The sequence below is a fragment of the Virgibacillus ainsalahensis genome (assembly GCF_055380755.1).
Genome location: NZ_AP043943.1, coordinates 1972964 through 1998768, shown reverse-complemented (window position 1 = coordinate 1998768; position 25805 = coordinate 1972964). Strand labels below are relative to the sequence as shown.

The 25805-nt window shown below is 36.8% G+C and carries 26 protein-coding genes, 6 tRNA genes and 1 other annotated feature; of the genes, 30 read left to right on the top strand and 2 right to left on the bottom strand.

The window, feature by feature from the left end; genetic code table 11:
• Positions 1–12: 12 nt before the first annotated feature.
• From ACZ427_RS09740 to ACZ427_RS09640, 21 genes are all read left to right on the top strand, one after another.
• Entirely contained in the window at positions 13–537 is a 525-nt protein-coding gene (locus tag ACZ427_RS09740) for a hypothetical protein (protein WP_461177586.1), read from the top strand.
• Between the two features lie 153 nt (positions 538–690).
• The gene (gene yqfC, locus ACZ427_RS09735) at positions 691–972 is read left to right on the top strand and encodes a sporulation protein YqfC (RefSeq protein WP_461177587.1); all 282 of its coding nucleotides are present in this window, start codon (positions 691–693) and stop codon (positions 970–972) included.
• Positions 973–999: 27 nt separating this feature from the next.
• Positions 1000–2229 carry a sporulation protein YqfD gene (yqfD, locus tag ACZ427_RS09730; RefSeq protein ID WP_461177588.1) on the top strand — a complete coding sequence of 410 codons (1230 nt, stop codon included), beginning with the start codon at positions 1000–1002 and terminating at the stop codon, positions 2227–2229.
• A gap of 41 nt (positions 2230–2270) precedes the next feature.
• Positions 2271–3230, top strand: a complete 960-nt coding sequence (locus ACZ427_RS09725; RefSeq protein ID WP_461177589.1) for a PhoH family protein — start codon at positions 2271–2273, stop codon at positions 3228–3230.
• A 440-nt stretch (positions 3231–3670) separates the two neighbouring features.
• On the top strand, positions 3671–3877 hold the full coding sequence (locus ACZ427_RS09720; protein WP_461177590.1) for a hypothetical protein: 207 nt from the start codon (positions 3671–3673) through the stop codon (positions 3875–3877).
• A gap of 315 nt (positions 3878–4192) precedes the next feature.
• Positions 4193–4657: an rRNA maturation RNase YbeY gene (ybeY, locus tag ACZ427_RS09715; RefSeq protein ID WP_461177591.1), complete on the top strand. Its 465-nt coding sequence runs from the start codon at positions 4193–4195 to the stop codon at positions 4655–4657.
• Positions 4647–5009: a diacylglycerol kinase family protein gene (locus ACZ427_RS09710; protein WP_461177592.1), complete on the top strand. Its 363-nt coding sequence runs from the start codon at positions 4647–4649 to the stop codon at positions 5007–5009. Before ybeY ends, ACZ427_RS09710 begins: the two co-directional genes overlap by 11 nt.
• Before the next feature lie 178 nt (positions 5010–5187).
• Positions 5188–6090: a GTPase Era gene (gene era / locus ACZ427_RS09705; RefSeq protein ID WP_461177593.1), complete on the top strand. Its 903-nt coding sequence runs from the start codon at positions 5188–5190 to the stop codon at positions 6088–6090.
• Positions 6091–6186: 96 nt separating this feature from the next.
• On the top strand, positions 6187–6330 hold the full coding sequence (locus ACZ427_RS09700) for a YqzL family protein (RefSeq protein ID WP_461177594.1): 144 nt from the start codon (positions 6187–6189) through the stop codon (positions 6328–6330).
• A 59-nt stretch (positions 6331–6389) separates the two neighbouring features.
• Positions 6390–7136, top strand: coding sequence for a DNA repair protein RecO (recO, locus tag ACZ427_RS09695; RefSeq protein ID WP_461177595.1), 747 nt, complete (start codon positions 6390–6392; stop codon positions 7134–7136).
• 57 nt (positions 7137–7193) lie between these two features.
• Positions 7194–7373, top strand: a binding site (T-box leader).
• Positions 7374–7512: 139 nt separating this feature from the next.
• Positions 7513–8391, top strand: a complete 879-nt coding sequence (gene glyQ / locus ACZ427_RS09690; RefSeq protein WP_461177596.1) for a glycine--tRNA ligase subunit alpha — start codon at positions 7513–7515, stop codon at positions 8389–8391.
• Positions 8392–10479: a glycine--tRNA ligase subunit beta gene (glyS, locus tag ACZ427_RS09685; RefSeq protein ID WP_461177597.1), complete on the top strand. Its 2088-nt coding sequence runs from the start codon at positions 8392–8394 to the stop codon at positions 10477–10479.
• 93 nt (positions 10480–10572) lie between these two features.
• Complete coding sequence (locus ACZ427_RS09680) at positions 10573–11202, top strand: helix-turn-helix transcriptional regulator (RefSeq protein WP_461177598.1); 630 nt, start codon at positions 10573–10575, stop codon at positions 11200–11202.
• Positions 11203–11217: 15 nt separating this feature from the next.
• On the top strand, positions 11218–12024 hold the full coding sequence (locus ACZ427_RS09675; RefSeq protein ID WP_461177599.1) for a pyruvate, water dikinase regulatory protein: 807 nt from the start codon (positions 11218–11220) through the stop codon (positions 12022–12024).
• A 413-nt stretch (positions 12025–12437) separates the two neighbouring features.
• Positions 12438–14252 carry a DNA primase gene (gene dnaG, locus ACZ427_RS09670; RefSeq protein WP_461177864.1) on the top strand — a complete coding sequence of 605 codons (1815 nt, stop codon included), beginning with the start codon at positions 12438–12440 and terminating at the stop codon, positions 14250–14252.
• A 29-nt stretch (positions 14253–14281) separates the two neighbouring features.
• A complete protein-coding gene (gene rpoD / locus ACZ427_RS09665) occupies positions 14282–15403 on the top strand; it encodes an RNA polymerase sigma factor RpoD (RefSeq protein WP_461177600.1) in 1122 nt (373 codons plus the stop codon).
• A gap of 707 nt (positions 15404–16110) precedes the next feature.
• Positions 16111–16503 (top strand): cytochrome c550, encoded by a 393-nt coding sequence (cccA, locus tag ACZ427_RS09660; protein WP_461177601.1) that lies wholly within the window; start codon positions 16111–16113, stop codon positions 16501–16503.
• A 67-nt stretch (positions 16504–16570) separates the two neighbouring features.
• Positions 16571–17302 (top strand): tRNA (adenine(22)-N(1))-methyltransferase, encoded by a 732-nt coding sequence (locus tag ACZ427_RS09655; protein ID WP_461177602.1) that lies wholly within the window; start codon positions 16571–16573, stop codon positions 17300–17302.
• Positions 17295–18404, top strand: coding sequence for a Nif3-like dinuclear metal center hexameric protein (locus ACZ427_RS09650; protein ID WP_461177603.1), 1110 nt, complete (start codon positions 17295–17297; stop codon positions 18402–18404). The genes ACZ427_RS09655 and ACZ427_RS09650 overlap by 8 nt, the downstream gene beginning before the upstream one ends.
• Before the next feature lie 45 nt (positions 18405–18449).
• Positions 18450–19763 carry a DEAD/DEAH box helicase gene (locus tag ACZ427_RS09645; protein WP_461177865.1) on the top strand — a complete coding sequence of 438 codons (1314 nt, stop codon included), beginning with the start codon at positions 18450–18452 and terminating at the stop codon, positions 19761–19763.
• 33 nt (positions 19764–19796) lie between these two features.
• Positions 19797–20693, top strand: coding sequence for a deoxyribonuclease IV (locus ACZ427_RS09640; protein ID WP_461177604.1), 897 nt, complete (start codon positions 19797–19799; stop codon positions 20691–20693).
• Positions 20694–20861: 168 nt separating this feature from the next.
• Here the strand turns inward: ACZ427_RS09640 and ACZ427_RS09635 are convergent, their stop codons facing one another.
• Positions 20862–21149 (bottom strand): DUF2624 domain-containing protein, encoded by a 288-nt coding sequence (locus ACZ427_RS09635; RefSeq protein ID WP_461177605.1) that lies wholly within the window; start codon positions 21147–21149, stop codon positions 20862–20864.
• Positions 21150–21316: 167 nt separating this feature from the next.
• Between ACZ427_RS09635 and ACZ427_RS09630 the strand changes: the two genes are divergently transcribed.
• Positions 21317–21700, top strand: a complete 384-nt coding sequence (locus ACZ427_RS09630; RefSeq protein WP_461177606.1) for a hypothetical protein — start codon at positions 21317–21319, stop codon at positions 21698–21700.
• 52 nt (positions 21701–21752) lie between these two features.
• On the opposite strand, the gene ACZ427_RS09625 is transcribed toward ACZ427_RS09630, so the two are convergent.
• The gene (locus ACZ427_RS09625) at positions 21753–22082 is read right to left on the bottom strand and encodes a hypothetical protein (RefSeq protein ID WP_461177607.1); all 330 of its coding nucleotides are present in this window, start codon (positions 22080–22082) and stop codon (positions 21753–21755) included.
• A 70-nt stretch (positions 22083–22152) separates the two neighbouring features.
• On the opposite strand from ACZ427_RS09625, the gene ACZ427_RS09620 reads away from it, so the two are divergent.
• The 8 genes from ACZ427_RS09620 (at position 22153) to ACZ427_RS09585 (ending at position 25691) form a co-directional block, all read left to right on the top strand.
• Positions 22153–22788: an NfeD family protein gene (locus ACZ427_RS09620; protein WP_461177608.1), complete on the top strand. Its 636-nt coding sequence runs from the start codon at positions 22153–22155 to the stop codon at positions 22786–22788.
• A gap of 209 nt (positions 22789–22997) precedes the next feature.
• The gene (locus tag ACZ427_RS09615) at positions 22998–24623 is read left to right on the top strand and encodes a Na/Pi cotransporter family protein (protein ID WP_461177609.1); all 1626 of its coding nucleotides are present in this window, start codon (positions 22998–23000) and stop codon (positions 24621–24623) included.
• Positions 24624–25078: 455 nt separating this feature from the next.
• A tRNA-Asn gene (locus ACZ427_RS09610) sits at positions 25079–25153 on the top strand.
• Between the two features lie 4 nt (positions 25154–25157).
• Positions 25158–25234, top strand: a tRNA-Met gene (locus tag ACZ427_RS09605).
• Between the two features lie 14 nt (positions 25235–25248).
• Positions 25249–25324 (top strand) — tRNA-His (locus ACZ427_RS09600).
• A gap of 17 nt (positions 25325–25341) precedes the next feature.
• A tRNA-Ile gene (locus tag ACZ427_RS09595) sits at positions 25342–25418 on the top strand.
• Positions 25419–25427: 9 nt separating this feature from the next.
• Positions 25428–25520 (top strand) — tRNA-Ser (locus tag ACZ427_RS09590).
• Positions 25521–25618: 98 nt separating this feature from the next.
• Positions 25619–25691: transfer RNA gene (locus ACZ427_RS09585), tRNA-Phe, on the top strand.
• Positions 25692–25805 lie beyond the last annotated feature (114 nt).

The window sequence follows — 25805 nt, the reverse complement described above, 5'->3', positions numbered from 1 at the left end:
AGGAGGTATTTGATGCAAGGTCTTTTTGAGTTTATTGCCAACAACTTCTTTCTCGTCATTATTATCATTGCTGGGATACTGGGGTTTTTCAGGAACAATGCTGCCCAACAACAAGAGCAGAATAGAAAAGCGCAACCGCCTGGAAACAGGAATAATGTTCCCAGACCTACACCTTATCCTTCAGGTGGTAACGAGTCACAGCAAGAAAGCAGGACAGCGGAACAACCATCTCAACGTTCTATTTCAACAACCTCCGTTGAGGAACAGCAAAATGAACAGATGGACCGTTTGGCAAGAAAATTGCGGACAGATTCCAAACAAGAGATGGAAAAACTTCCGCATGATGCCATAAGGGAAAATACTTCACTAGAAAGAAGTAAAGATTTAAGTAAAAATCAAGAAGAGGTTAAAAGTCAGATAAAAGATAACCTGGATAGAAAAGGGTTAGTAAATGGTATTATTATGTCTGAAGTTTTGGGTCCACCAAGGGCAAAAAAGCCATACCAATCTGTTCTGGCAAAAAAAAGGAATTCATGAATCAGATAGCTGCCATCAATCTTGTGAGCGAATAAGCTTCCAGGGTTGATGGCTTTTTTGTATGCTATATTTCTTTCATATGGAAGTTTATCATTATTGTTCTTATCTTTTCTGTTCATTCATAAATATGAATGAGAGAGGGGGGCTCTATACGTGAAAAAAATTCAACAGTTTATTCGTCCATGGCTGATTAAATACCTTTCCCTTCCTTCTGACGTAATTCTTGAATTGCCCCGTATTACAATTATTGGGCAATTACATGTATACATTGAAAACCATCAAGGATTGGCAACCTATTCAGATACTGAACTGCGACTAAAAACGAATAATGGTTTTATTCAAATTACAGGGTCTTCTTTTGTTATTAAATTGATGGTACCGGAAGAAATCTTATTGGAAGGAAAGATTGCAGAAGTTAAGTTTATACCTGAATAATAGCTCTGAACTGGTAAGGAGGAAGAAATGAAGCATAAACAAGGCTCAATTATAACTGGATACGTAACGGTACTGGTCAAGGGAGAAAATCCGGAGTTGTTTTTCCAAGCGTGTAATCAAATGGATGTTGCAGTGTGGGATGTGAAAAGAGTCTCATCAGATGTATGTAAAGGAAATATTCGATTAAATGATATGAATAAAATAAAAAGTGTGAAACGAAGAACCGGGTATAAGTTGAAATTCATCCATAAAAGAGGCATTCCGTTTTTTATGAAGCGATTTATGAAAAAAAAGGGACTTATATTAGGGATGATTTTAAGTATAATGCTTATCCTTTTTCTATCGAATATAATCTGGGAAGTAAAAATAAGCGGAGTTCCTAAAGACATTGAAGAAAAAATAAGTAAACAGCTGGACAACTATGGAATTCATTCAGGTGCCTGGATATTCACATTAGAGTCTGAAAATCAAATTCAGCAGCAATTGATTAAGGATGTACCAGAACTGTTATGGGTGGGAGTTCAACAAAAGGGGACAACCTTTTACCTTGAAGGTGTAGAAAAAATAGTTGTTAAGGAAGAAGTAGAAAAAGAACCGCGTAATTTGATAGCCACGAAAAAAGGGGTAATTAAAAATATGTATGTGTCAAATGGCCTTCCAAAGGTCCGTGTTAATGACTATGTGGAAGAGGGTGATATACTTGTTTCGGGAATATTAAATGAGGAAGACAATGAAGATGACGACGCTGAAGATAATGAAAATGAATTGGGGCTTGTTGCTGCTGATGGGGAAATTACAGCAACTACATGGTATGAGGTTTCAGTAACGGTACCTTTGGAAGGGAATTATGAATTTCTTACTGGAAATCGCGAAAAAAAATATTATGTACAGATTGGAAAATTAAAATTACCAATTTGGGGGTTTGGATCACCAGAGTATGAGGAAATACATCGAGAAATGAATGATGAATCATTATATTTTTTTAAATGGCCTTTACCAGTAAATATTGTTGAAACTATTTTAAGTGAAAAAAGTTTCAACAATATTGAAAGAACAAAAGAAGAAGCGGTAAAAATAGGCATTGAACAGGCAAAAAGTGAATTGAAATTACAGTTGGGGCCAGAGTCACAAATTATCTCAGAAAAAGTTTTGCAAGAAACATTAGAGAATGGTAAAGTTAAATTAAACTTATATATTAGTGTAGAGGAAAATATTGCCACAGCTCAACCATTAACAAAAGGTTCAACGAAGAAATAAATAAGCTGTGATTTGACTACCTTTTATCAAGGAGATTTACTATGCCGGAAAACCTTACTGAAATTGATTTACAATTAACAAGTCCAAATGAAGCATTGGCTCTATTTGGTACAAATGATAAATACCTAAAACAAATTGAAGCACAATTGAATGTTTCCATCGTTACCAGGGGGGAACAAGTGAGTGTAGCGGGTACAGATGAAGATATTGCTCTTGTCCAGGATATCCTGTTAACCTTGTTGTCAGTTATCAGACGAGGACTGACCGTTTCAGAACGTGATATTGTTTATGCTGTAGACCTGGCAAAAGCAGGGAAAATCAATCAATTTGAAACACTTTTTGAAGATGAAATAACGAAGAATGTCAAAGGGAAATCAATCCGGGTAAAAACATTAGGCCAAAAAGAATATATCGCTGCGATCAAATCAAATGACCTTGTATTCGGGATTGGTCCTGCCGGCACCGGTAAAACATACTTAGCTGTTGTGATGGCTGTTCACGCCTTAAAAAATGGTCTCGTGAAACGGATTGTACTAACACGGCCGGCTGTTGAAGCAGGCGAAAGTCTTGGATTTCTGCCAGGCGACCTAAAGGAGAAAGTAGATCCATATTTAAGGCCATTATATGATGCGTTGCATGATGTACTCGGTGCGGAACATACATTACGATTAATGGAGAGAGACACCATTGAAATTGCTCCATTAGCCTATATGCGGGGAAGGACGCTTGATGATGCATTTGTTATCCTGGATGAAGCACAAAATACTACGCCAGAACAAATGAAGATGTTTCTGACACGATTAGGTTTCGGATCGAAAATGGTCATTACCGGAGATGTTACACAAATTGATTTACCTAAAGGAATGACATCCGGATTGCATGTAGCCAGTCAGATTCTAAGTCCTGTAAAAGGAATTTCTTTCATTCATCTTGATCAGTCAGATGTGGTAAGACATCCGCTAGTACAACGAATTATTGAAGCATATGCTAAAAACAACTAGATTTTGCATAAAGAATGAATGACCCGGACACTCGGGTCATATTTCTATATTCAGTATTCATGCCATGGGGTGACATGAATGAAGAAAATTGCAGTTCCATGTAAAATCATTGTTTAAAATGAAAAACAAGAGGGTGTCCAGTTGTTATAAGAGCAGGAAAATCATCGTCCGGAAAGGACAAACAATAACGAATATGAGTCTACCCTTTCCGGACGAATGAATAATGAACGTAATGTACTCCTGCTTGTCGGTCTGAGTTTATTAATCATTCGGAGAAGCAGTTTGATGGTTTTTTGGGATGGTGAGACTACATAACCGAAGTAAATTGGACAAAGGGAAAGTAATCGCTATCCAGTTCATAGTAAAATTGTCATTTCAATATTGAACATCGAGAGCTTATATACACATGACGGCAGCCAGCTGGTATAGGCGTTTTGTTGATGAAGCATCTGCATCATGAACGTTTGGCGATTACACTAACTACACTGTTATTTGTATTTCTTTCGTTTAAAAAATATACCATTGCTGATTTATTTTTTCATTCAGTATTTAGGATTATATCAGCCTTTTTAACAGTAAAGAAGGCCTGGTTTCCAAAAGGAGTTTTTGTTATTGCTAAACATCATGAAACGATCTTGCTTAAATAATTCTATTACAGGGAAAGGAAAGTAATAAACAGGTGAATGAAGCATTTATCGCTAGCTGGGTTAAAAACGCAAACCAGAGAGGTGGCAGTCACATGTATATATGTAATTCTGTAGAAGCAGCTGTACGTTCATTAAAGAAGCCTGCAAAATGAAGAAATTGTAACTTCGATTGTGAATGTCCGGCTGACGGATGGGCAGATTAATGAAACACCGTTAACATTAAAAGATCTGAAAATAATTCACCTTACAATTTGTGAATCATTTAAGGGCATCTCCCATTCTAGAATTCAGTACCCAATAAAGGAGGTAAAACAAATGCATATCGATTTCCATGACGAAACAAAATCTGTCCCGACAGACTACATCGATTTGCTTCAAAAGTTACTCATATTTACTGCTGAAAAGGAAGGTGTTTCTAAAGAAGCCGAGCTTTCCATTAATTTTGTCGATAATAAGGAGATTCAGGAGTTGAACCGAAACTATCGCCAGCAGGACAGACCGACAGATGTTATTTCCTTCGCACTTCAGGAAACGGTCGAAGGTGAATTGGATATTGTCGGTGAAGATATCCCTCTAGTGTTGGGAGATATCGTAATCTCTGTTGATAGGGCAAAAGAACAAGCAGATGAATATAATCATTCCTTCGAGAGAGAATTGGGTTTTTTAACCGTACATGGTTTTCTTCATCTATTGGGATATGATCACATGGAAGAAGAAGAAGAAAAGGAAATGTTCCAAAGACAGGACGATATATTAGGTGAATTTGGAATTGAGCGATAAAAAGAAATCAATTGGTTTTTTATTTGCCTGGAACGGGATACTGGAAATTTTCAGGGAAGAACGGAACTTTCGTATCCATTTTTCTGCGGCTTTAATGGTCGTAATTGCCGGTTTTATCTTCGAATTAACGAAGGTAGAATGGGCAGTTATTATCCTTGTTATAGGTATGGTACTCATAGCTGAAATAACAAACAGTGTAATTGAGCGGATGATTGATTATCTGAAACCGGAAATGCATGCATCAGCGAAGTCCATAAAAGATATTGCAGCAGGTGCTGTGTTAACTGCAGTAATTATTGCAATGATTATTGGATTGATTATCTTTCTCCCCAGGTTATATAGTTTTTTTTAAAAGCCCTGCAGAATGAAGGGCTTTTTATAATACCCGGAAAAAGTTTGCAACATTTTCACAGATTATGTCCTAATTTATAAAAGAAGAAATACTTTTTAAAGGTTTTGTCGATAGCATGAAATTGGAAGGTATTTGTAGTATGATAAAACATAAAGAAATACGTCGTGGAGGAAACAACATGGAAAATCATTATAAATCCGGGTTTATTGCCATAATCGGCAGACCAAATGTCGGAAAGTCAACATTTATGAATAGAGTAATTGGACAAAAGATAGCGATTATGAGTGATAAACCACAAACTACGAGAAATAAAATTCAAGGTGTATTAACCGAAAAAGATGCGCAAATGGTTTTTATTGATACCCCAGGAATTCATAAGCCAAAGCATCGTCTGGGTGATTTTATGGTGAAGATTGCAGAAGACACATTAAATGAAGTTGATGCTGTCTTGTTTATGATTAATGCAAAAGAAGGATACGGAAAAGGTGATCAGTATATTTTAGATCGCCTTAAGCAGGTGAAACGACCAGTATTTCTTATCATAAATAAAATCGATTTAATCCATCCAGATGATTTATTTTCATTAATCGAACAATATAAGGAAAAATACGAGTTTGAAGAAATTATACCTATATCAGCCTTACAAGGAAATAATGTGACGCATTTGCTTGATGTGCTGAAAACGCATTTGCCAGAAGGTCCACAATATTATCCAGAAGATCAGGTGACTGATCATCCAGAGCGGTTTGTAATTACGGAATTGATTCGGGAGAAAGTTTTACATCTAACTAAAGAGGAAGTGCCGCATTCTATTGCTGTAGTTCTTGAGAATATCGAAGAAAGGGAGTCTGAAAAGTTATTTATCCAGGCGACCATTGTAACCGAAAGAAAGACTCAAAAGGGTATTCTTATTGGAAAGCAAGGAAGTATGCTGAAAAATATCGGTAAAAATGCACGAAAGGATATTGAAGCATTACTAGGTTCAAAGGTATATTTGGAGCTTTGGGTTAAGGTTAAAAAGGATTGGAGAAACAAGCAAAGTCAGTTAAATGAATATGGTTTTCGCAGCGATGAATATTAATCATGGTAAATTTTTATACTAATTGTTTGAATAGGTGTGGGAAATCTAAGAATGCGTTACATTTTCAAACACATTTAACGAAAGGTGGGGTTTCTTGTGATTGACATAACCTGGAAAATCTTTAGTCAAACGGGAAACATTGAAACCTATTTATTAATGAAAGAGCTGGAAAATGAACCACAGGTCAATGAATTTGAAGGTTCAACGAATGAAGAACTCACTCCACAGGATAAGAATTAGTAGTACGAGCATGTTTGTTCAGTCTGACTTCAATCTGATAAGACAGAAAGGTGAAGTATGTGCTGGAAAAAATTGATGGGATTATTATAAAAACAACGGACTATAGCGAAACACATAAGATAGTTACAATTGTTAGTAAAAAGCTTGGAAAAATCGCTTGTATAGCAAGAGGAGCAAAGAAACCTAAAAGTAGAATGGCTGCTGTCACGCAGCCATTCATATATGGTGAATTTTTTATTTACCTGAATTCAGGTGGTCTGAGTACGATACAGCAGGGGGAAATGATCTATTCTTTCAGAAAGATTCGCGAGGATATAATGAAAACAGCGTATACTGCCTATATTACAGAATTGACGGATAAACTGGTCGATTCTCAAAGTCCCGATTTGTATTTGTTTGATCAGTTATACCAAACAATGCGTTGGATTGAAGAAAATGAGGATATAGAAGTGCCCCTCATGATGTATGAATTAAAACTGTTTAATAAAGGTGGATTTGCTCCAACAGTTGATAAATGTACCAATTGTGGAAATCAGGAGACACCATTTGCCTTTTCGATCCGGGAGGGAGGATTACTCTGTAACCGTTGCAGGCATCTGGATCATGAAGCGATTTCCATACCAGATTCTGTTGCAAAACTGTTACATGTTTTTGCCAGTCTGGAACTTGAGCGCGTTGGGTCCATTTCCGTAAGACCAGAGAATAGAAAACTATTGCGGCAAATTCTGGATGCATATTATGAACAATACGGAGGATATTATTTAAAGTCGAAAAAGTTCCTAAATCAGATCGATCTGCTGAAATGATGCGATCATTGACAATATAGCATGGAATAAAGTATTATTTATACATATTGATATAATACTATTGCTGAGATGGAGAATAGTACTTGCAGCTGGTTCTATTCAAAGCGAGTCCGGAATAGTGATAGCCGGATAATAGAACGGTAAGGAACGGCACTCCAGAGCAATTCGGATAAAAAGTGGCTCTTATGACAAATAAGAGCAAATAGGGTGGAACCGCGGTTAAAACCCGCCCCTATGTCTATATAAGTATAGACATAGGGGCGGGTTTTTCATTTCGCGTAGAAAAATGAGTGTGAACCCGAGAATTTTTTGCCAATTGCTTTCGGTTATGAATTATGAATTTAATTGTAAAAACTTATTGGAGGGTATAAAAACAATGAATATCCAGGAAATGATATTAACACTTCAAAAACACTGGTCTGAACAAAATTGTATTATTATGCAAGCCTATGATGTGGAAAAAGGTGCTGGGACCATGTCTCCAATGACATTATTGAGAAGTCTGGGACCTGAGCCATGGAACGTTGCTTATGTGGAACCATCAAGAAGACCGGCGGATGGCCGTTATGGCGATAACCCAAACCGCTTGTATCAACATCATCAATTTCAGGTTATTATGAAACCTTCACCGGATAATATTCAGGAACTGTATTTGGAATCACTAAAAAAGCTTGGAATCGACCCACTTCAACACGATATCCGTTTTGTGGAAGACAACTGGGAGAATCCGACACTTGGGGCTGCCGGTTTAGGTTGGGAAGTCTGGCTGGATGGAATGGAAATCACCCAATTTACTTATTTCCAGCAAATAGGTGGACTTGAAGCAAACCCAGTATCGGTGGAGCTGACTTATGGAATTGAGCGCCTTGCTTCCTATATTCAAGATAAAGAAAATGTATTTGACTTGGAATGGACAAAAAATGTTACGGTTAAGGATATATTTTTCCAACCGGAGTATGAACATTCGATATATACGTTTGAAGCATCCAATACCCAGATGCTTTTTGAACTGTTTACGATGTACGAGAAAGAAGCCAGGGCTACGATGGAAAAAGGACTGGTTTTCCCATCCTATGATTATGTACTGAAATGTTCCCATACCTTTAATTTGCTTGATGCAAAAGGTGTTATTTCAGTAACAGAGCGCACTGGCTATATTTCAAGAATCAGAAACCTGGCAAGAAATATTGCCAAAGCCTATGTTGCTGAAAGAGAACGACTGGGATTCCCGATGCTGAAAGAGGAGGAAAGGTAAATGACTACAGATGTTTTATTTGAAATTGGTTTGGAAGAATTGCCTGCACGATTTATAGATGATGCAGAAAAACAACTGGCAGAAAAAACAAAAAGCTGGTTGGATGAGTTACGTATCACCTATGATGGCATTACTTCTTTTTCAACACCAAGAAGGCTTGCTGTACAAATTGAAAACATTGCAGAAGAACAGACAACGATTGAAGAAGAAGCGAAAGGACCCGCAGAAAAAATAGCTAAAGATACCGATGGAAATTGGTCAAAGGCAGCCTTGGGCTTTACGAAAGGACAGGGTAAATCGGTAGAAGACATATATACAAAGGAAATAAAAGGAACATCCTATATTTTTGTTAAAAAACATATTGAAGGTAAGCAAACGATTGATTTATTGCCAGGGTTTAAAGAGATTGTTGAGTCTATCCAATTTGGGAAAAACATGCGCTGGGCTGAAGAAACCTTAAGATATGGCAGACCGATTCGCTGGCTGGTCGCACTTTATGGGGGAAAAGTCGTTCCGTTTGCAGTTGCTCATGTTGAAACTGGTAATCGAACATTTGGCCATCGGTTTTTAGGGGAAGAAATTACATTGGAAAAGGCGGAGGATTATCCATCCGTTTTGAAGGATAGTTTTGTTATTGCAGATGCTAAAGAACGGGAACATTTAATAGTAGAAGGCATTCGGGAACTGGAAGAAAGAGAGGATTTTCAGATACCGGCAGATGAAGAATTATTAAATGAAGTAAAAAACTTAGTGGAGTATCCGACAGTATTTGCAGGGTCATTTGAACAGAAATTTCTGCAGTTGCCCCCGGAAGTCCTAATTACGTCAATGAAAGAGCATCAGCGCTATTTTCCTGTAAAATCAAATGATGGAAAATTATTACCTCGTTTTATCGGTGTACGTAACGGGGACAGTTACAAACTTGATATAGTGACAAAAGGGAATGAAAAAGTACTTCGCGCGAGGTTGGCTGATGCGCAATTTTTCTATGAAGAAGATCAAAAACATTCGATTGATTACTATCAAGAACGATTAGAGCGTGTCGTGTTTCAGGAAAAACTGGGAACAATCAGTGATAAGGAAAAACGTGTTGTCGAATTTACAACAAAGCTTGCACAATTATTACAACTGGATGATAAAACTACATCAGCAGCAGTTCGGGCCGCCGAAATAAGTAAATTTGATTTAATGACAAACATGGTAAATGAATTTACAGAGCTACAAGGACTAATCGGGGAAAAATATGCGTTGAATTTCGGTGAAGATCAAGCTGTTGCCCAGTCGGTACGTGAACATTATTTGCCGAAACATGCAAATGACGAGCTTCCGGAATCAACGGCAGGATCAATTGTAAGTATTGCAGACAAACTTGATACGATTGTGGGTTGTATTTCTGCCGGGTTAATACCAACAGGTTCCCAGGATCCATATGGCCTCAGACGCCAGGCTACCGGGGTATTAAGAATAATGAAAGTCAACAAGTGGGATGTATCAATCGAGAGTTTATTAGGTATTGCTAAAGACATCTATCTTTCAGTGGATATAGGTCAGCAAGATAATGGAGAAACAAACCAGGAGCTTCATGAATTTTTCAAGCAGCGGACTGCATATTTGTTAAAAGAAATAGGGATTGAACAAGATGTTACGCAGGCAGTTCTGCATAATGAAATTGGTGTTATTTATCATACATTTGCCAAAGCTAAAGTCTTATCCGGAAAAAGAAGTGATGACCAGTTTAAAAATATTCAGGAAGCGTTGGTCCGTGTATTGAATTTATCAACGGAAACGGTTAAGCCAAAGATTGATTCAGCACATTTTGAGACTGATTCAGAACAAAACTTATATGAAAAATATCTCCAGGTTGCAAAAGCTTACAAAAAGGCCGATAATGAAAATGATGCATCCAAAGCTATGGAAATACTGGGTGAATTAGCAGCATATATCCATGACTTTTTTGAACATAATATGGTAATGGCAGAAAATGAAGAGGTTCGCAATAATCGGCTTGGATTAGTAAATCTGGTTGCTGAACTGATAAACGACTATGCTGACTTAAGAACTATTGAATGGAAGCAGCAGAATTTTTAAAAACCATTAGTATAACTTAGATTTCCTTTTCCCTTCAAATAAGATATAATATTGTAGAGCAGTATGACATACTGCTCGTTAGGTGGTGAAAAGGTGGAATTATCAAATAGACAGGAACAAATTATTGAAATCGTTAAAGAAAATGGCCCGATCACCGGGGAAAAGATAGCAGAACATTTAAATCTTACAAGAGCTACATTAAGACCTGATTTAGCAATTTTGACAATGGCTGGTTTTCTTGATGCCAGGCCACGTGTCGGATATTTTTTTACTGGTAAAACAGGTTCTGAGTTACTGACAGAAAAAATTAAAAAATATAAAGTGCATGAATTTCAGCATGTGCCAATTGTAGTTAAAGAAAGTGTTTCCGTATATGATGCGATTTCTACAATGTTTCTTGAAGATGTTGGTACCATTTTTGTTGTGGATGCCAACTCATGTATAACGGGTGTTCTATCGCGCAAGGATTTATTAAGAGCAAGTATTGGTCAACAGGATTTAAGTAGTGTCCCTGTTCATATAATTATGACGAGAATGCCAAATATTACAGTGTGCAGAAAAGATGACTTGTTAATCGATGTTGCTAACCAATTAATTAATAAACAAATTGATGGTGTACCTGTTGTTAAAGATACCGATGCAGGATTGGAAGTAGTAGGCCGCATCACGAAAACCACAATTACAAAAGTTTTTGTAGAATTGGTGATGGAGGATCATGTATAAGGGGGAGCTAAAACGATGGGAGCAAAACCAATTGTCTTTGTATTGTCGGATTCTGTTGGTGAAACTGCCGAATTAGTGATTAAGGCAGGAACAAGTCAATTTAACAATAGCGATTTTAAAATAAACCGGGTTCCTTATGTTGAAGATAAAGAAACAATTAATGAATTCATTCAATTGGCGAAAGACCAGAATGGAATCATTGGATTCACATTAGTTGATCCTGTTTTAAGAAATCATATGAATCTCCAGGCAAAAGAAAAAAATATAGAAGCAATCGATATTATGGGACCAACACTAGAGGCAATGGAACGTGCATTTGATGAGACCCCACGCTTCGAACCCGGCTTGGTTCATAAGCTCGATGAAGATTATTTTAAACGGGTAGAAGCAATCGAATTTGCTGTCAAATATGATGACGGCAGGGATTCAAGAGGAATTGCGAGAGCTGATATTGTGTTAATAGGGGTGTCACGTACATCAAAGACACCTTTATCACAATATCTGGCACATAAACGCTTGAAAGTCGCCAATGTACCAATCGTTCCTGAAGTTGATCCACCAGAAGAATTATATGAAGTGGATCCCGCAAAATGTATCGGTTTAAAAATCAAACCGGGTAAATTGAATGAGATTAGAAAAGAACGGCTGAAAGCTTTAGGATTAGGTGACCAGGCTACCTATGCAAATATACAAAGAATTCAGCAGGAGATCGGATACTTTAATAAAATAGTTGAGAGAATTGGCTGTGATGTGATTGATGTCTCCAACAAAGCAGTCGAAGAAACAGCGAATATCATCTTGCATACGATCAAAAGTAGATAAGAAAAATAATTTTATAATTTAAAAGTATTCTTCAGTGGACTGTAGAATGCTTTCTTTTTTGTTTAAATAAAATTTTTTAATGGCAATTTAATCATATTTGTATTATAATATGTATTTGTGCAAAGATATATGTAGTGAAAAATAACGTTTTGCACTTGCATAGGTATTCTGAATAATAAAACATTCAAAAATAGGAAGGATTCTCATCCTTTCATGTAGAATTTAGTAAATAGTCACTTATTGTCTAATTTGAATACCAGGCAACGGTAAAGTATTGAAAGAATAAATACCGATGAAGAGATATCCTTTTTTTGAGTTAGAAGGAATTTTTTTCGACGATAAAGAAAAAAATGTCGAAATATGAAGGGTTTTTTTAGGTACATCCCGAATAATATTATAGAATGGTGATCCATATGGCCAATCAAGTACCTGAAGAAGTTATTGAAGAAGTACGTAAAACGAATGACATTGTTGATGTTATTGGCGAATATGTCCAATTGAAAAAACAAGGAAGGAACTATTTTGGTCTTTGTCCATTTCATGGGGAGAAGACACCTTCATTTTCAGTTACAGAGGAAAAACAGATATTCCACTGTTTTGGTTGTGGTAAAGGTGGAAACGTATTGACCTTTGTGATGGAAATGGAAAATTACTCTTTTTATGAAGCATTAAAATTTCTTTCAGATCGAAGTGGTGTAGAACTTCCGGAGTCCGGAATCAGGAAAGAGACCACGCTCTCACAGGAAAATCAAAGTATTCTGTCTGCATATGAATGGCTGACAAAACTTTATCATCATTTATTAAGGCATACCAAAGATGGTAAAGAAGGTTACAGTTATTTTAAAGACAGAGGACTTGACGATGAAACGATTGAAGTGTTTCAATTAGGTTTTGCACCTAACCTGAAAGATTTCATAAAAGAATTTCTCGAAAAAAAAGGGTTTCATCAACAATTACTGGTTAAAGCAGGTTTACTATCGTTAAAAGATGATAATAGTGTAAGTGACCGATTTAGAGGCAGAGTCATATTTCCTATCCGAAATCATTTAGGAAAGACCATTGGATTTGGTGGTCGAACAATCACAGAACAGGAGCCCAAATATTTAAACAGCTCGGAAAGTGAATTGTTCCAGAAAGGAAAGTTGCTTTACAATTTTGACCTGGCAAAAAAATATATTAGAAAAGAAAGTGAAGCAGTTTTATTTGAAGGTTATATGGATGTTATATCTGCATATCAGGCAGGCGTTAAAAATACCGTAGCCACACTTGGTACTTCACTGACAGAAATCCAGGCAAAACTTTTAAAACGTTATGTCGATACTGTTATTCTGTGTTATGACGGTGATGATGCCGGACTTGATGCCACATACAAAGCTGCAAATTTATTGCGTCAGGTTGGCGCTGAAGTGAAAGTAGCGCACTTAACAGGCGATATGGATCCTGATAATTTTATTGAAAATTATGGTGCCGAAGCTTTTAAAAATCAAATCATCAAAGCCAGTGATACGTTCATGAGTTTTTATATGCGCTATCTGAAAAAAGATTATAATCTTAGCCTGGAAGGGGACCGCATAAAATATATAGAAGTTGTTTTAAAACAGCTGGCAATGATTGATAGTTCCGTTGAAAGGGAACATTATTTAAAAGAGCTCAGCACTGAATATAATATAACAATGGATACTTTATTGGAAGAAATCCAATTACATCGCGAAAAAAGAGGCTTTCATAAGGATAAGAGAGAAAAGAACAGTTATACTAATAGGGCAGTAAATGCTTATAAAGGCGAAAAATTATTACCGGCTTATTATAATGCTGAAAGAAAGCTTATTTCATATATGTTACAGGATTCTTATATTGCTGAAAAAGCGCAGGAGGAAATTGGGGCCGCTTTTACCATGGATGAGCATAAAATCATTGCAACACATTTATATGCATTTTATGAAGAAGGTCACCCTGCTGATGTTAGTTTATTTATCGAAAGATTAACCGACCAGAAAGCAAAGCAGTTAGTTGTAGAGATTGCAATGAACCCGACACTTGATGATATCAGTGATAGGGAAATCAATGATTATATTAGAATGATTCGTGCTGAAACTAATGATAAGAGTAATATTAAAACATTAAAAGAACAACAGAAGTTGGCTGAGCAACAAAATGATCCGCTTAAAGCGGCACAAATTGCTATGCAAATCATTGAAATACAAAAACAGTTTAAGAAGACAAACTGATTTAAATGCAGTTGGAAGGAGGGGAACTCATGGCCGAAAACAAGCCTTCGCAAACAAAGCAAAACGAACCCGAGTTAACACTCGAACAAGCAAAAGAACAATTGCTTGAAATGGGTAAGAAACGTGGTACTTTAGCATACGAAGAAGTGGCAGACCGCTTGTCTAATTTTGTTATTGAATCAGATCAAATGGACGAGTTTTATGAGTACCTGGGAGAACAAGGTGTTGAAATTATTGGTGAGACGGAAGACGATCCGAACATGCAACAAATTGCAAAAGAAGAAGAATTTAATCTGAATGATCTAAGTGTTCCATTAGGTATTAAAATTAATGATCCTGTACGGATGTACCTAAAGGAAATAGGTCGTGTTGATTTATTGTCAGCAGCTGAAGAAATTGAATTAGCAACAAGAATTGAAAAAGACGATGAAGAAGCAAAACGGCGCCTTGCTGAAGCAAATCTGCGTCTGGTTGTTAGTATCGCCAAACGATATGTAGGACGGGGAATGCTATTTCTTGATCTTATTCAGGAAGGTAACATGGGCTTAATAAAAGCGGTTGAAAAATTTGACTACCGTAAAGGGTTTAAGTTCAGTACGTATGCTACCTGGTGGATTCGTCAGGCAATTACTCGCGCTATTGCCGATCAGGCAAGAACAATCCGTATACCTGTACACATGGTGGAAACAATCAATAAGCTAATTCGAGTTCAACGCCAATTACTGCAAGATTTGGGACGTGAGCCCACACCGGAAGAAATCGGTGAGGAGATGGAATTATCACCAGATAAAGTTCGTGATATTCTTAAGATAGCACAAGAGCCTGTATCGTTGGAAACACCAATTGGTGAGGAAGATGACTCACATCTTGGTGATTTTATCGAAGATCAGGAAGCTGTTTCTCCATCTGACCATGCAGCCTATGAACTTCTTAAAGAACAACTTGAAGATGTTTTAGATACACTTACAGACAGGGAAGAAAATGTCCTTCGTCTGCGTTTCGGTTTAGACGATGGCCGAACCAGAACCCTGGAAGAAGTTGGTAAAGTGTTTGGTGTAACCAGAGAAAGAATTAGACAGATAGAAGCAAAAGCTCTTCGAAAATTACGTCACCCAAGTCGGAGTAAGCGATTAAAAGACTTCATGGATTAGCATTTCAAAGTCATTGTGCATCATTCTTTTTGTACAATGACTTTTCTTTTTATTGTAATACATTAGTGATAAAAATTGCTCAGATGTAAAGTGGCATCATGAGTGGAGTAAGAAGCCAATGACAGAATTGAAACGATTGTTAAAGATATCAATTATTGGAAAACATATAATCTTCTTCCGGAAGTATACAGTGATTTTCTTTTGGTTTTGTATACTAATGGAGATGAACCAGATAAAGAAACCCAAACTCCAAAAGTGTTACATCAAAAAATCGGCTGCAAATTTTAAAGATAATATTTTTAGTGTATTTGTTACCGTTTTCATCCACTGTATTATATTTTACTGAATTTCAGCCTGTATTGCAAATTGTTATTTTAGTTTTGTTTTTAATTTCTTCGGCTTGGATACTTATTTTTCCTGAAAAAGGCCATAATAATATATATCATCAGGCTTTAAACATTATATTAATTTACTAATTACTGTTTACTGTGGAACGATTTTTTTATACAGTTGGTATTTGATAAGCTTTAAAAGCACATGAAATATCTAATGATTGCGGCTGTGCCGGTATCTTAATTACAATATTTTGTGTTATTTTATGATTTTGTGCATCATTTCTCTTTAAACTATTGTGGTTATCGAGTAAAATATATATAGTCTTATTTAATGATGTAAAATATTGGGGAAATACATAAGGAGGAATTACAATGAAGAACCCAGTCATCCCTTATGCTATTATTGCAGCTGTAGGGATCCTTACAGTAATCGTTTTTTCATTTGTTGGTGCGAACCAGCGTGAAACGATTCAGGAGCAAGAAGAAGGTGGAGAACAAACAGAACAATCAGAGGGATCTGAAGAATCAGGTGAAGGTGAAACTACCGAAGACCCGGCTGCCGTTTTTGAATCAAATTGTGCAAGCTGCCACGGTGCTGATTTATCTGGTGGTGCAGGTCCAGCCCTGACAGAAGTCGGAAGCAAACTTTCTGCTGAGGAAATCCAGGATATCATCATTAACGGACAAGGAAGCATGCCAGCCGGAATGGCTACAGAGCCACAGGCAGAAGCTTTAGGCCAGTGGTTAGTAGAAGAATATCAATAAGTACGAATGAAATATAAACAAGGAAGCTTTCTGGGTAAAACAGAAAGCTTTTCTTTTTCATTATTTTATGAAAGTAGAGATTCTAATGACGGACAAAATAAAGTTATCACATCGTTTACAAAAAGTAGCTTCATACTTGCCAAAAGGTGCTTTTTTTGCTGATATTGGATCAGATCATGCTTATTTACCCTGCTATGTCTGTTCAGAGGACCAAACGGCGAAGGCAATTGCGGGAGAAATAAACGTGGGACCTTTTAACAGTGCTGTCGCTACAGTCAATTCATACGGGCTGTTTAATAATGTTGAAGTTCGTCTGGGAAATGGGTTACATGTATTACACCCGAACGAGGTTGAACAAGTTATAATAGCTGGAATGGGAGGATCACTCATTCAGGACATTCTCGAGGAGGGCAAAGCAAATCTTGGAAAGGTAAATCGTATTATAGCCCAGCCAAATGTCGATGCCAGAAATGTTCGAAGATGGTTTTGGGCACAAGGATATGGAATTACGAACGAAGCAATAATTGAAGAAAACGGGCATATATACGAAATTATCATTGGGGATAAGGATGGAGTTATTCCTGTCTACGAAGAAGAAAAAACAGAGAAAGATTTATTGTTTGGCCCCCTATTGTTACAAAACAAATCAGATGTATTTCATAAAAAATGGAAACATGAATATAAAAAGCTAAAACGTGTGATTGAACAAATGAATCATGCTAGAGTAAAAAATATAGATAAAATAAAAAGGTTTGAAAAAGAATTACAATGGATCGAGGAGGTTCTCAAGGATGATTAGAAACACTTCGGATATTTTTCAATTAATGGAAAATTGGGCGCCAAAACATTTAGCCTATGACTGGGATAATGTTGGACTGCAAATCGGTTCCTATCAAAAAAACGTAAAAAAAATAATGATTACCCTGGATGTATTGGAATCTGTCGTTGATGAAGCAATCGACAAAAAAGCTGATCTTATTATCGCCCATCACCCGCTTTTATTTAAGCCTATGAACCAATTGAATACCGGCACTCCTCAAGGCCGTGTCATCCAAAAGTTAATTCAACATAACATATCCGTTTATGCTGCGCATACAAATCTTGATATTGCAAGCGGTGGAGTTAATGATATTATGTCAGATTTATTGAATATAAAGTCGAAAGATGTACTGATTGAAACGGATGCAGAGAACCTGTTTAAAATTGCCGTCTATGTTCCAAAATCTCACATAGAAAATGTAAGGAATGCTTTTAACGAAGCAGGCGCAGGGTATATAGGGAACTACAGCCATTGTACCTTTCAATCAGCGGGTCAAGGCACATTTAAGCCGCTTGAAGGAACAAATCCTTATATCGGAACCACCAATGAAATAGAATTTGTTCCAGAGGTGAAAATCGAAACAATTGTTCAAGAGGAACAAATGGATCGGGTTATACGTGCTGTAATTGATGCACATCCATACGAAGAGGTTGCCTATGACATTTATCCATTGGAAAATAAGGGTGAATCCTATGGTCTTGGAAGAATTGGAACAATCAATGAAAAGCTGACACTACAGGAATTTTGTGACAAAGTAAAAGAAGCTTTTGATATTTCGCACCTAAGGGTTACAGGTGATTTAACGAAAGAAGTGAAAAAGGTTGCAGTATTAGGAGGTAGTGGTGAAAAATATCATGATATTGCAAGGAAAAAGGATGCAGATGTCTATATAACTGGTGATATGACCTTTCATGCAGCACAGGATGCTTGGGTAAATGGATTAGCAGTTATTGATCCTGGGCATCATGTAGAAAAAGTAATGAAAAAAGCTACAAAGAAATATCTGGACGAAAAGCTGCAGGATGAAAATGTGGAGATTCTTCTTTCTGAATCGAATACCGATCCATTCCAATTTTTATAAAAAGGAATCTCTACTATAATGAATGACGAAGAAGGGGTATTATTTATGGTGAAAAACAATTTTAATGAATTCTCTTTTCAACCGGTAATCGAGGAAGTTATAGATCGGCTTAAATTTCGTAATCCAACTGATATACAGAAGCAGGTTATCCCGGCAATTTTAAAAGGAACCAGTGTTATTGGGCAATCACGTACCGGTTCAGGGAAAACGCATGCCTATTTGTTGCCGCTCTTTAATCAGATGGATGTATCCAAACGCCAGGTTCAATTTGTCATCACAGCACCAACAAGAGAACTGGCAACACAGATTTACGATGAAGTTAAAACAATCATTCATTTAGCAGAAATGGACCAGCAATGGATTGCGAAGCTTCTGGTAGGTGGGACAGATAAACAGAAAATGACGGAGAAATTAAAGAATCCCCCGCATATTATTGTCGGAACGCCCGGAAGAATACTTGATTTAGTTAAGGAAGATGTGATATCGCTCCATTCTGCAAATTCGTTTGTCATAGACGAAGCTGACTTAATGCTTGATCTTGGCTTTATTAATGAAGTGGATCAATTATTGGTTCGTTCCAATAAAAACGTACAATTACTCGTATTTTCAGCAACGATTCCTCAACGATTGCAGCATTTATTCAAAAAGTATTTAGAAAATCCATTGTATGTTAAAGTGGACGACCATTTTTCACCTGAGACAATGGAGCATCGATTGATTGATGTCAAGCATCGGGACGAATCTGATATTATTATGGAAATCTCAAAAACGATACATCCATATCTGGCCATTATATTCACAAATGGAAAGGAGATAGCAAATAAGCTTGCTGCTTCCTTACAGGAACAGGGAATGGAAGCGGGACTAATTCACGGCGGTCTTAGCCCCCGTGAACGTAAACGAATGCTGAAGGATATTCAAAATCTCCGGTACCAATATATTATTGCAACTGATTTAGCTGCAAGAGGGATTGATATTAAAGGGGTCAGTCATGTAATCAATGCACAGATGCCGAAAGAAGAAGATTTCTATATCCATCGTGTCGGGAGAACGGCAAGAGCAGGCTTGGAAGGTACAGCAATAAGCCTCTATAGGGAAAGTGATATTAAACTTATAGAAAAATTAGAAAATAGAGGGTTAGACTTTATCTATACCGAAGTTAAAAATGGGGAATGGAAAGAGGCAAAACCTTGGAATGAGCGTAATTTACGAACAAAAACGACAACAAATATAGAAAAGGAAGCATGGAAGCGGGTACGTAAATCGAAAAAAGTAAAACCGGGCCATAAGAAAAAAATGAAACAGCAACAGGCTTCCATCAAAAGACAATTGACAAAGAACAATAAGTATAAGAAATAGCATTAAAAGAGGAATATAAGGGAGAGTTATACTATGTTAAAAATTGGCTCACATGTGTCAATGAAAGGTAAAAAAATGCTTCTAGGATCCAGTGAAGAAGCAGTATCTTATGGTGAGAATACGTTTATGATATACACTGGTGCACCACAAAACACGAGGCGGAAACCGATTGAAGAATTAAATATTACAGATGGCAGAGAACATATGACAAAGAATGGTATTGATGATATTGTTGTTCATGCACCTTATATTATTAATATTGGAAATTCTGTCAAGCCGGAAACATTTGATTTAGGTGTGAATTTCCTGCGTAATGAAATAGACCGTACAGCTGCATTAGGAGCAAGACAGATCGTTCTTCATCCTGGTGCTCATGTTGGAGCAGGAGTTGAAGAAGGGACGAAGAAAATTATTGAAGGTTTAAATGAAGTACTGGACTATGATAAAGATGTTCAGATTGCATTGGAAACAATGGCAGGAAAGGGTTCTGAGATCGGACGTACATTTGATGAACTGGCAAAAATCATTGATGGTGTTACGCATAACGAAAAATTATCCATCTGTTTGGACACGTGTCATATTCATGATGCGGGTTATGATATTGTTAACGATTTTGATGGCGTTTTGAATGAATTTGATAAAACTATTGGTGTCAATCGCCTAAAAGTAATTCATGTCAATGATAGTAAAAATGAACGTGGAGCACATAAGGACCGTCACGAGAACATCGGGTTTGGCCATATAGGGTTCGATGCACTTAGCCATGTCATCTATCATCCGCAATTAGAGAACCTTCCTAAGATATTGGAGACACCTTTTGTTGGTGAAGATAAGAAAAGCAAAAAGGCTCCGTATAAATTTGAAATTGAAATGATTAAAAATGCTGCCTTTGATAAAGAACTGAAAGATAAAATTATGAGTTGGGAATAACACCTGAAAAGGGTGTTATTCCTTTTTTAAAAGTAAAGAAAGCATATAAATGTGGCAGTATATATTTTCGTTACAATATAAGCCACGCCCAGCTCCAGCGCCTGCTCCGTCTGAGGTCTTAAGCAAAAACTCCCGCATGAGCTAAAGCACCACTGTGTGTTTTTGCCTTTATTCATTAAAAAGGTATTCCAGTCCGTAAGATTTAATTATTTCTTGAAATAGATGTTGAGCTTTGTTAGCGGTTTGTGTATCAGTAAGTCTGGACAGTTCCTGAAACATTTTATCCCGGCCGTTTGCGTGAAATGGGTCGACAGGGTTTGTTTTTAAATATTGTGTGATATTATTAGCAGTCGTTCGGTTTATGGAAAATCCATACTGTTTACTATAATGAAGCAGTTCTTCTGGTGTTAGTTGTCTTAATTTATTTCGAACTAACTCTTTAATGAAAACTGACATATCTATACTCCTTTTTATACAGATGCTGTTTTAATATATGCAAACTGGATATAAAGTTTACAAATCAATTGCATTCTGCCAATTTTCCAGAATGTAGCATAATTAGAATGACAAAAAGTCCATAAGCTATAAACGCACCTCAAAAAGTAGAAAAGGAGGTCTTATCTGTGGATAATTATAAAAACAAAAGAAATAATGGAGTAGAACCCGCGCCAAATCATGGTGAAAACAGAAAAAATCAAGACTATGTAGGTATTGAACCGGATAGCTCCCGGAATGAAGAATATGCTGAAGAATTTACAGCAGATAATGTGTTGAATCATGATGATCAGGAAAGTCATATGGGTGAGGATGTTATTAGCACCTATGGATGGATTGGGATCGCTTTATCCATCATATCCTTTTTTATATGGCCGGTTATTTTAGGAGCCGCAGGGATTATCTTAGGGTTTGTTTCCAGAAGTCGTGGAGCAGATACGCTTGGTAATATTGCAATTGCGGCAGGGGCAATCTCAATTTTAATTACACTCTTTATTATTCCTTTTTTCTAAATGGACAGGGGCTGAATATTTCAGCCCCTGTTTTTTTATGGATACGAATTTTCTATGGCTTATTGTACACTGGAAAATAGTAGTAAACACCTTGCTCAAGTTGGTAAGGGTCACTGGAAGGGTTTATTGTTTGAAAATCTGTAATAATTTGTTCAATATCGACTTGCTTTAACTCATTATTATTTATACGCTCCACGATTGATAAAACAGTATCTCCAGCTTTCAATTTAACATGCGCAACATCATATTTTTCGTCAGATTGCTCCACATCGGTCGATTGTTTTTTTATCTCCGGAACTGTACCAACAGATAAATCCTGGTATATACTTATGAAAAGTAGAATAAATAGAATATAGATAAAAAATTTTTTAAAAAAGTTCATATGTATACTCCTTTTTGTTGAAACAATTTATAATTGTAATACGTACAAGGTAATGGGAGGAGGAAATGAATTGGAAATATTTTCTTTATCTTGGATAGGTTTTGTTATTACATTTTTAGGAACATTATTTTTGCTTGGTGAAATTTTCGTTAATATGCGGGGGATCTTCGGACTTCTAGGTATTGGTTTTATTACGGTTTACTTTGCAGCATATATGGAAACCAGTTCTTTTATCATTATGCTTATTATTTATTTTGTGGGATTATTACTTATTGTGATTGATGGAAAAATAATAAATGATGGAACGCTTTCTACCTTGGGTCTGGCAACAATGTTAACTGCCGTTGCACTGGCAGCTCCAGATTTAGCTTCTGGCTTATATGCGGTTTTAGGAGTTCTTATTGGCGCTGGATCTTCTTTGTTTTTCCTGAAAGTTTTTAAACGAAGGGAAATGTGGACCAAGATTGCCTTAAAAGATCAATTAACAAAAGAAGCTGGATACAATTCGATGAATCAGGAATACGAAAAACTTATCAATGACGAAGGTGTGACGTTAAGTGCTTTAAGACCGGTCGGGACCATTAGGGTAAATAAAAAAGATTATAGTGCAATATCAAATGGTCAGTGGATTGAAAAGAATGTTCCTGTCCGGATTGTGCATGTAGATGGTACAAAGATACTTGTTGAAAAAATAGCTGATCAATAAACAAATAACCTCCATGATTTCATGGGGGTTATTTGTTTATATTAGGAATGAAAAGACACCTAATAGGGTAACTAATAAATAGACAGCTAAACAGGAATGTAAAGTTATTGTTAATTTTTAAATTGTTCCTTTACAAATCCTTCAACTTCATTTAATAATAGTAATGGAATACGACAAGATTCTACAAGACTGAAGGGTGGTAGCAACAATTGGATATCGATGTGCAGACACTGATATTTGAATTTATTGGTGGACTAGGTATTTTTCTTCTTGGTATTAAATATATGGGTGATGGTCTGCAAAGGTCAGCTGGTGACCGATTAAGAGATATTTTGGACAAGTTTACGAGCAATCCATTTATGGGTGTGTTAGCTGGTATTATTGTCACTATATTAATTCAAAGTAGTTCCGGTACTACGGTACTTACAGTAGGTCTCGTAAATGCCGGGTTTATGACATTCAGACAGGCTATCGGTGTAATCATGGGTGCCAACATTGGAACGACAGTAACCGCATTTATTATTGGTTTAGACATTGGAGCATATGCTTTGCCCATTTTAGCGGTAGGTGCTTTTTTAATTTTCTTCTTTAAAAATCATAGAGTAACTGCCATTGGCCAAACAATATTCGGGTTTGGGGCGTTATTTTTCGGGTTGGAATTAATGAGCAGTGGTATGTCTCCATTACGTAGTATGGAAGCATTTCATGAGTTAACGGTTAGTATGAGTGAAACGCCTATATTAGGTGTAGTAATTGGTACAGTGTTTACACTGATTGTTCAAAGTTCTAGTGCAACCATAGGTATTTTGCAAGGGTTGTTTTCAGAGGGGGCGATTGAATTGGCTGCAGCTCTGCCCGTATTGTTCGGAGATAATATCGGAACCACTATAACGGCAGTCCTGGCATCAATTGGAGCCTCTGTTGCTGCGAAACGTGCTGCGTATACACATGTTATTTTTAATTTACTTGGGGCAACAATCGGTATTTTGCTTTTAGGTTTATTTACACAAGCAGTTTCTTTTCTGCAGGGACAGTTTAATTTAAACCCAGAGATGACCATTGCTTTTGCACATGGTAGTTTCAATTTAACCAATACTGTTATTCAACTTCCATTCATTGGTGCGTTAGCATGGCTCGTAACGAAAATAGTGCCTGGAGAAGACACCATTATTGAATACAAACCAAAACATTTAGATCCGATTTTTATCCAGCAATCGTCAACATTAGCGCTGGATCAAGCCAAGTCGGAAGTTATTCGCATGGGCGAATACGCATCCAAAGGGTTGGAAGAAACAAATCTGTATTTAACTACAAATCAGCAAAAACATTCAGAAATGGCCATGCAGGTAGAGGGTGCCTTAAATAATCTGGATCAGAAAATAACAGAATATCTTATTAATATTTCTGCAGATTCTCTAACAGAGGCAGAAAGTTCTAAGCATACGGCTTTAATGGATACTGTCCGTGATATTGAACGGATTGGCGACCATTTTGAGAATATTATTGAATTAATTGATTATAAAATATCAAATAAAGTGCATTTAACAGAGCAGGCAGAAGAAGATCTTAATAATATGTTTGATTTAACGATTCTTACTGTGAAACAGTCAGTAAAAGCCTTAGAAAATGTGGATAGAGAAGAGGCGCTTGCAGTAGTTCAAAAAGAAGAAGAAATAGACAAAATGGAACGCACTTACCGTAAGAAACACATTATACGGATGAATGAAGGTCTTTGTAACGGATCGGCTGGTATCGTATTTGTAGATTTGATTAGTAATTTAGAACGAATTGGCGATCATGCTGTTAATATAGCTGAAGAGGTCCTGGAAGAATAGTATTTGCCAAGAGAAGGGGAAAGCCCCTTCTCTTTATTTTCGTTCCTTATAAGCCTTTATAGGGAGTTACAGGTGCACATCAGATAAAGGCATGCTTTAAGAGGCACATTATATTGACCTTCCTTTTATAGTGGGTGATTAAAGTACTTTAGATTTCATTTTTTTGTATCTGTATAAATGTTTTTTAAGTTTTTAATTGAAATCCAAAGTTTAAAATGCTATATTATATATTGTCGCTTGGATAGCTACATAATGAATTAGAAAGAATACTGATATTTATTTGTAATCCTTAGTTGTGTAACTAAGTTATGCATATAGAAAAGTTTTCTAATCAAAACAACGAAAAAATTAAAATGTTAACAAAAGATATTGACAGATCTTGTCGAACATGATAAATTATATTTCGTCGCTGTTAATTTAAGTTAATAAATCTGCAGCAATACGAAATCAATTATTCCACAGTAGCTCAGTGGTAGAGCTATCGGCTGTTAACCGATCGGTCGCAGGTTCGAATCCTGCCTGTGGAGCCAATATGGCGGTGTAGCTCAGCTGGCGAGAGCGTACGGTTCATACCCGTGAGGTCGGGGGTTCGATCCCCTCCGCCGCTACCAATAAATAACAGATGGCGGTCGTGGCGAAGTGGTTAACGCACCGGATTGTGGCTCCGGCATACGTGGGTTCGATCCCCATCGATCGCCCCATTAAAATTAAATATAAAGGACCCTTAGCTCAGCTGGTTAGAGCTATCGGCTCATAACCGATCGGTCGCAGGTTCGAGTCCTGCAGGGTCCACCATCAAAACTCGGAGGAATACCCAAGTCTGGCTGAAGGGATCGGTCTTGAAAACCGACAGGGGTGTCAAAGCCCGCGGGGGTTCGAATCCCTCTTCCTCCTCCATACATATTTAAAGTAATTATGAATCAGATGATAGAATTAAAATTGTCGAAAGCAATGTTTTAAAAAGCACAGAATTTGAATTATAAAATATATAATACGGCTCGGTAGCTCAGTCGGTAGAGCAAGGGACTGAAAATCCCTGTGTCGGCGGTTCGATTCCGTCCCGAGCCACCTTTTGTTAACAAGCGAATTGCTTGTTTTTTTATTTAGTAAAAAATGTTTAAATGAATGATGTTTTAATTAACAGTAAAAGGGAATAGTTTTCATGTTGGAGAAAATTCTACT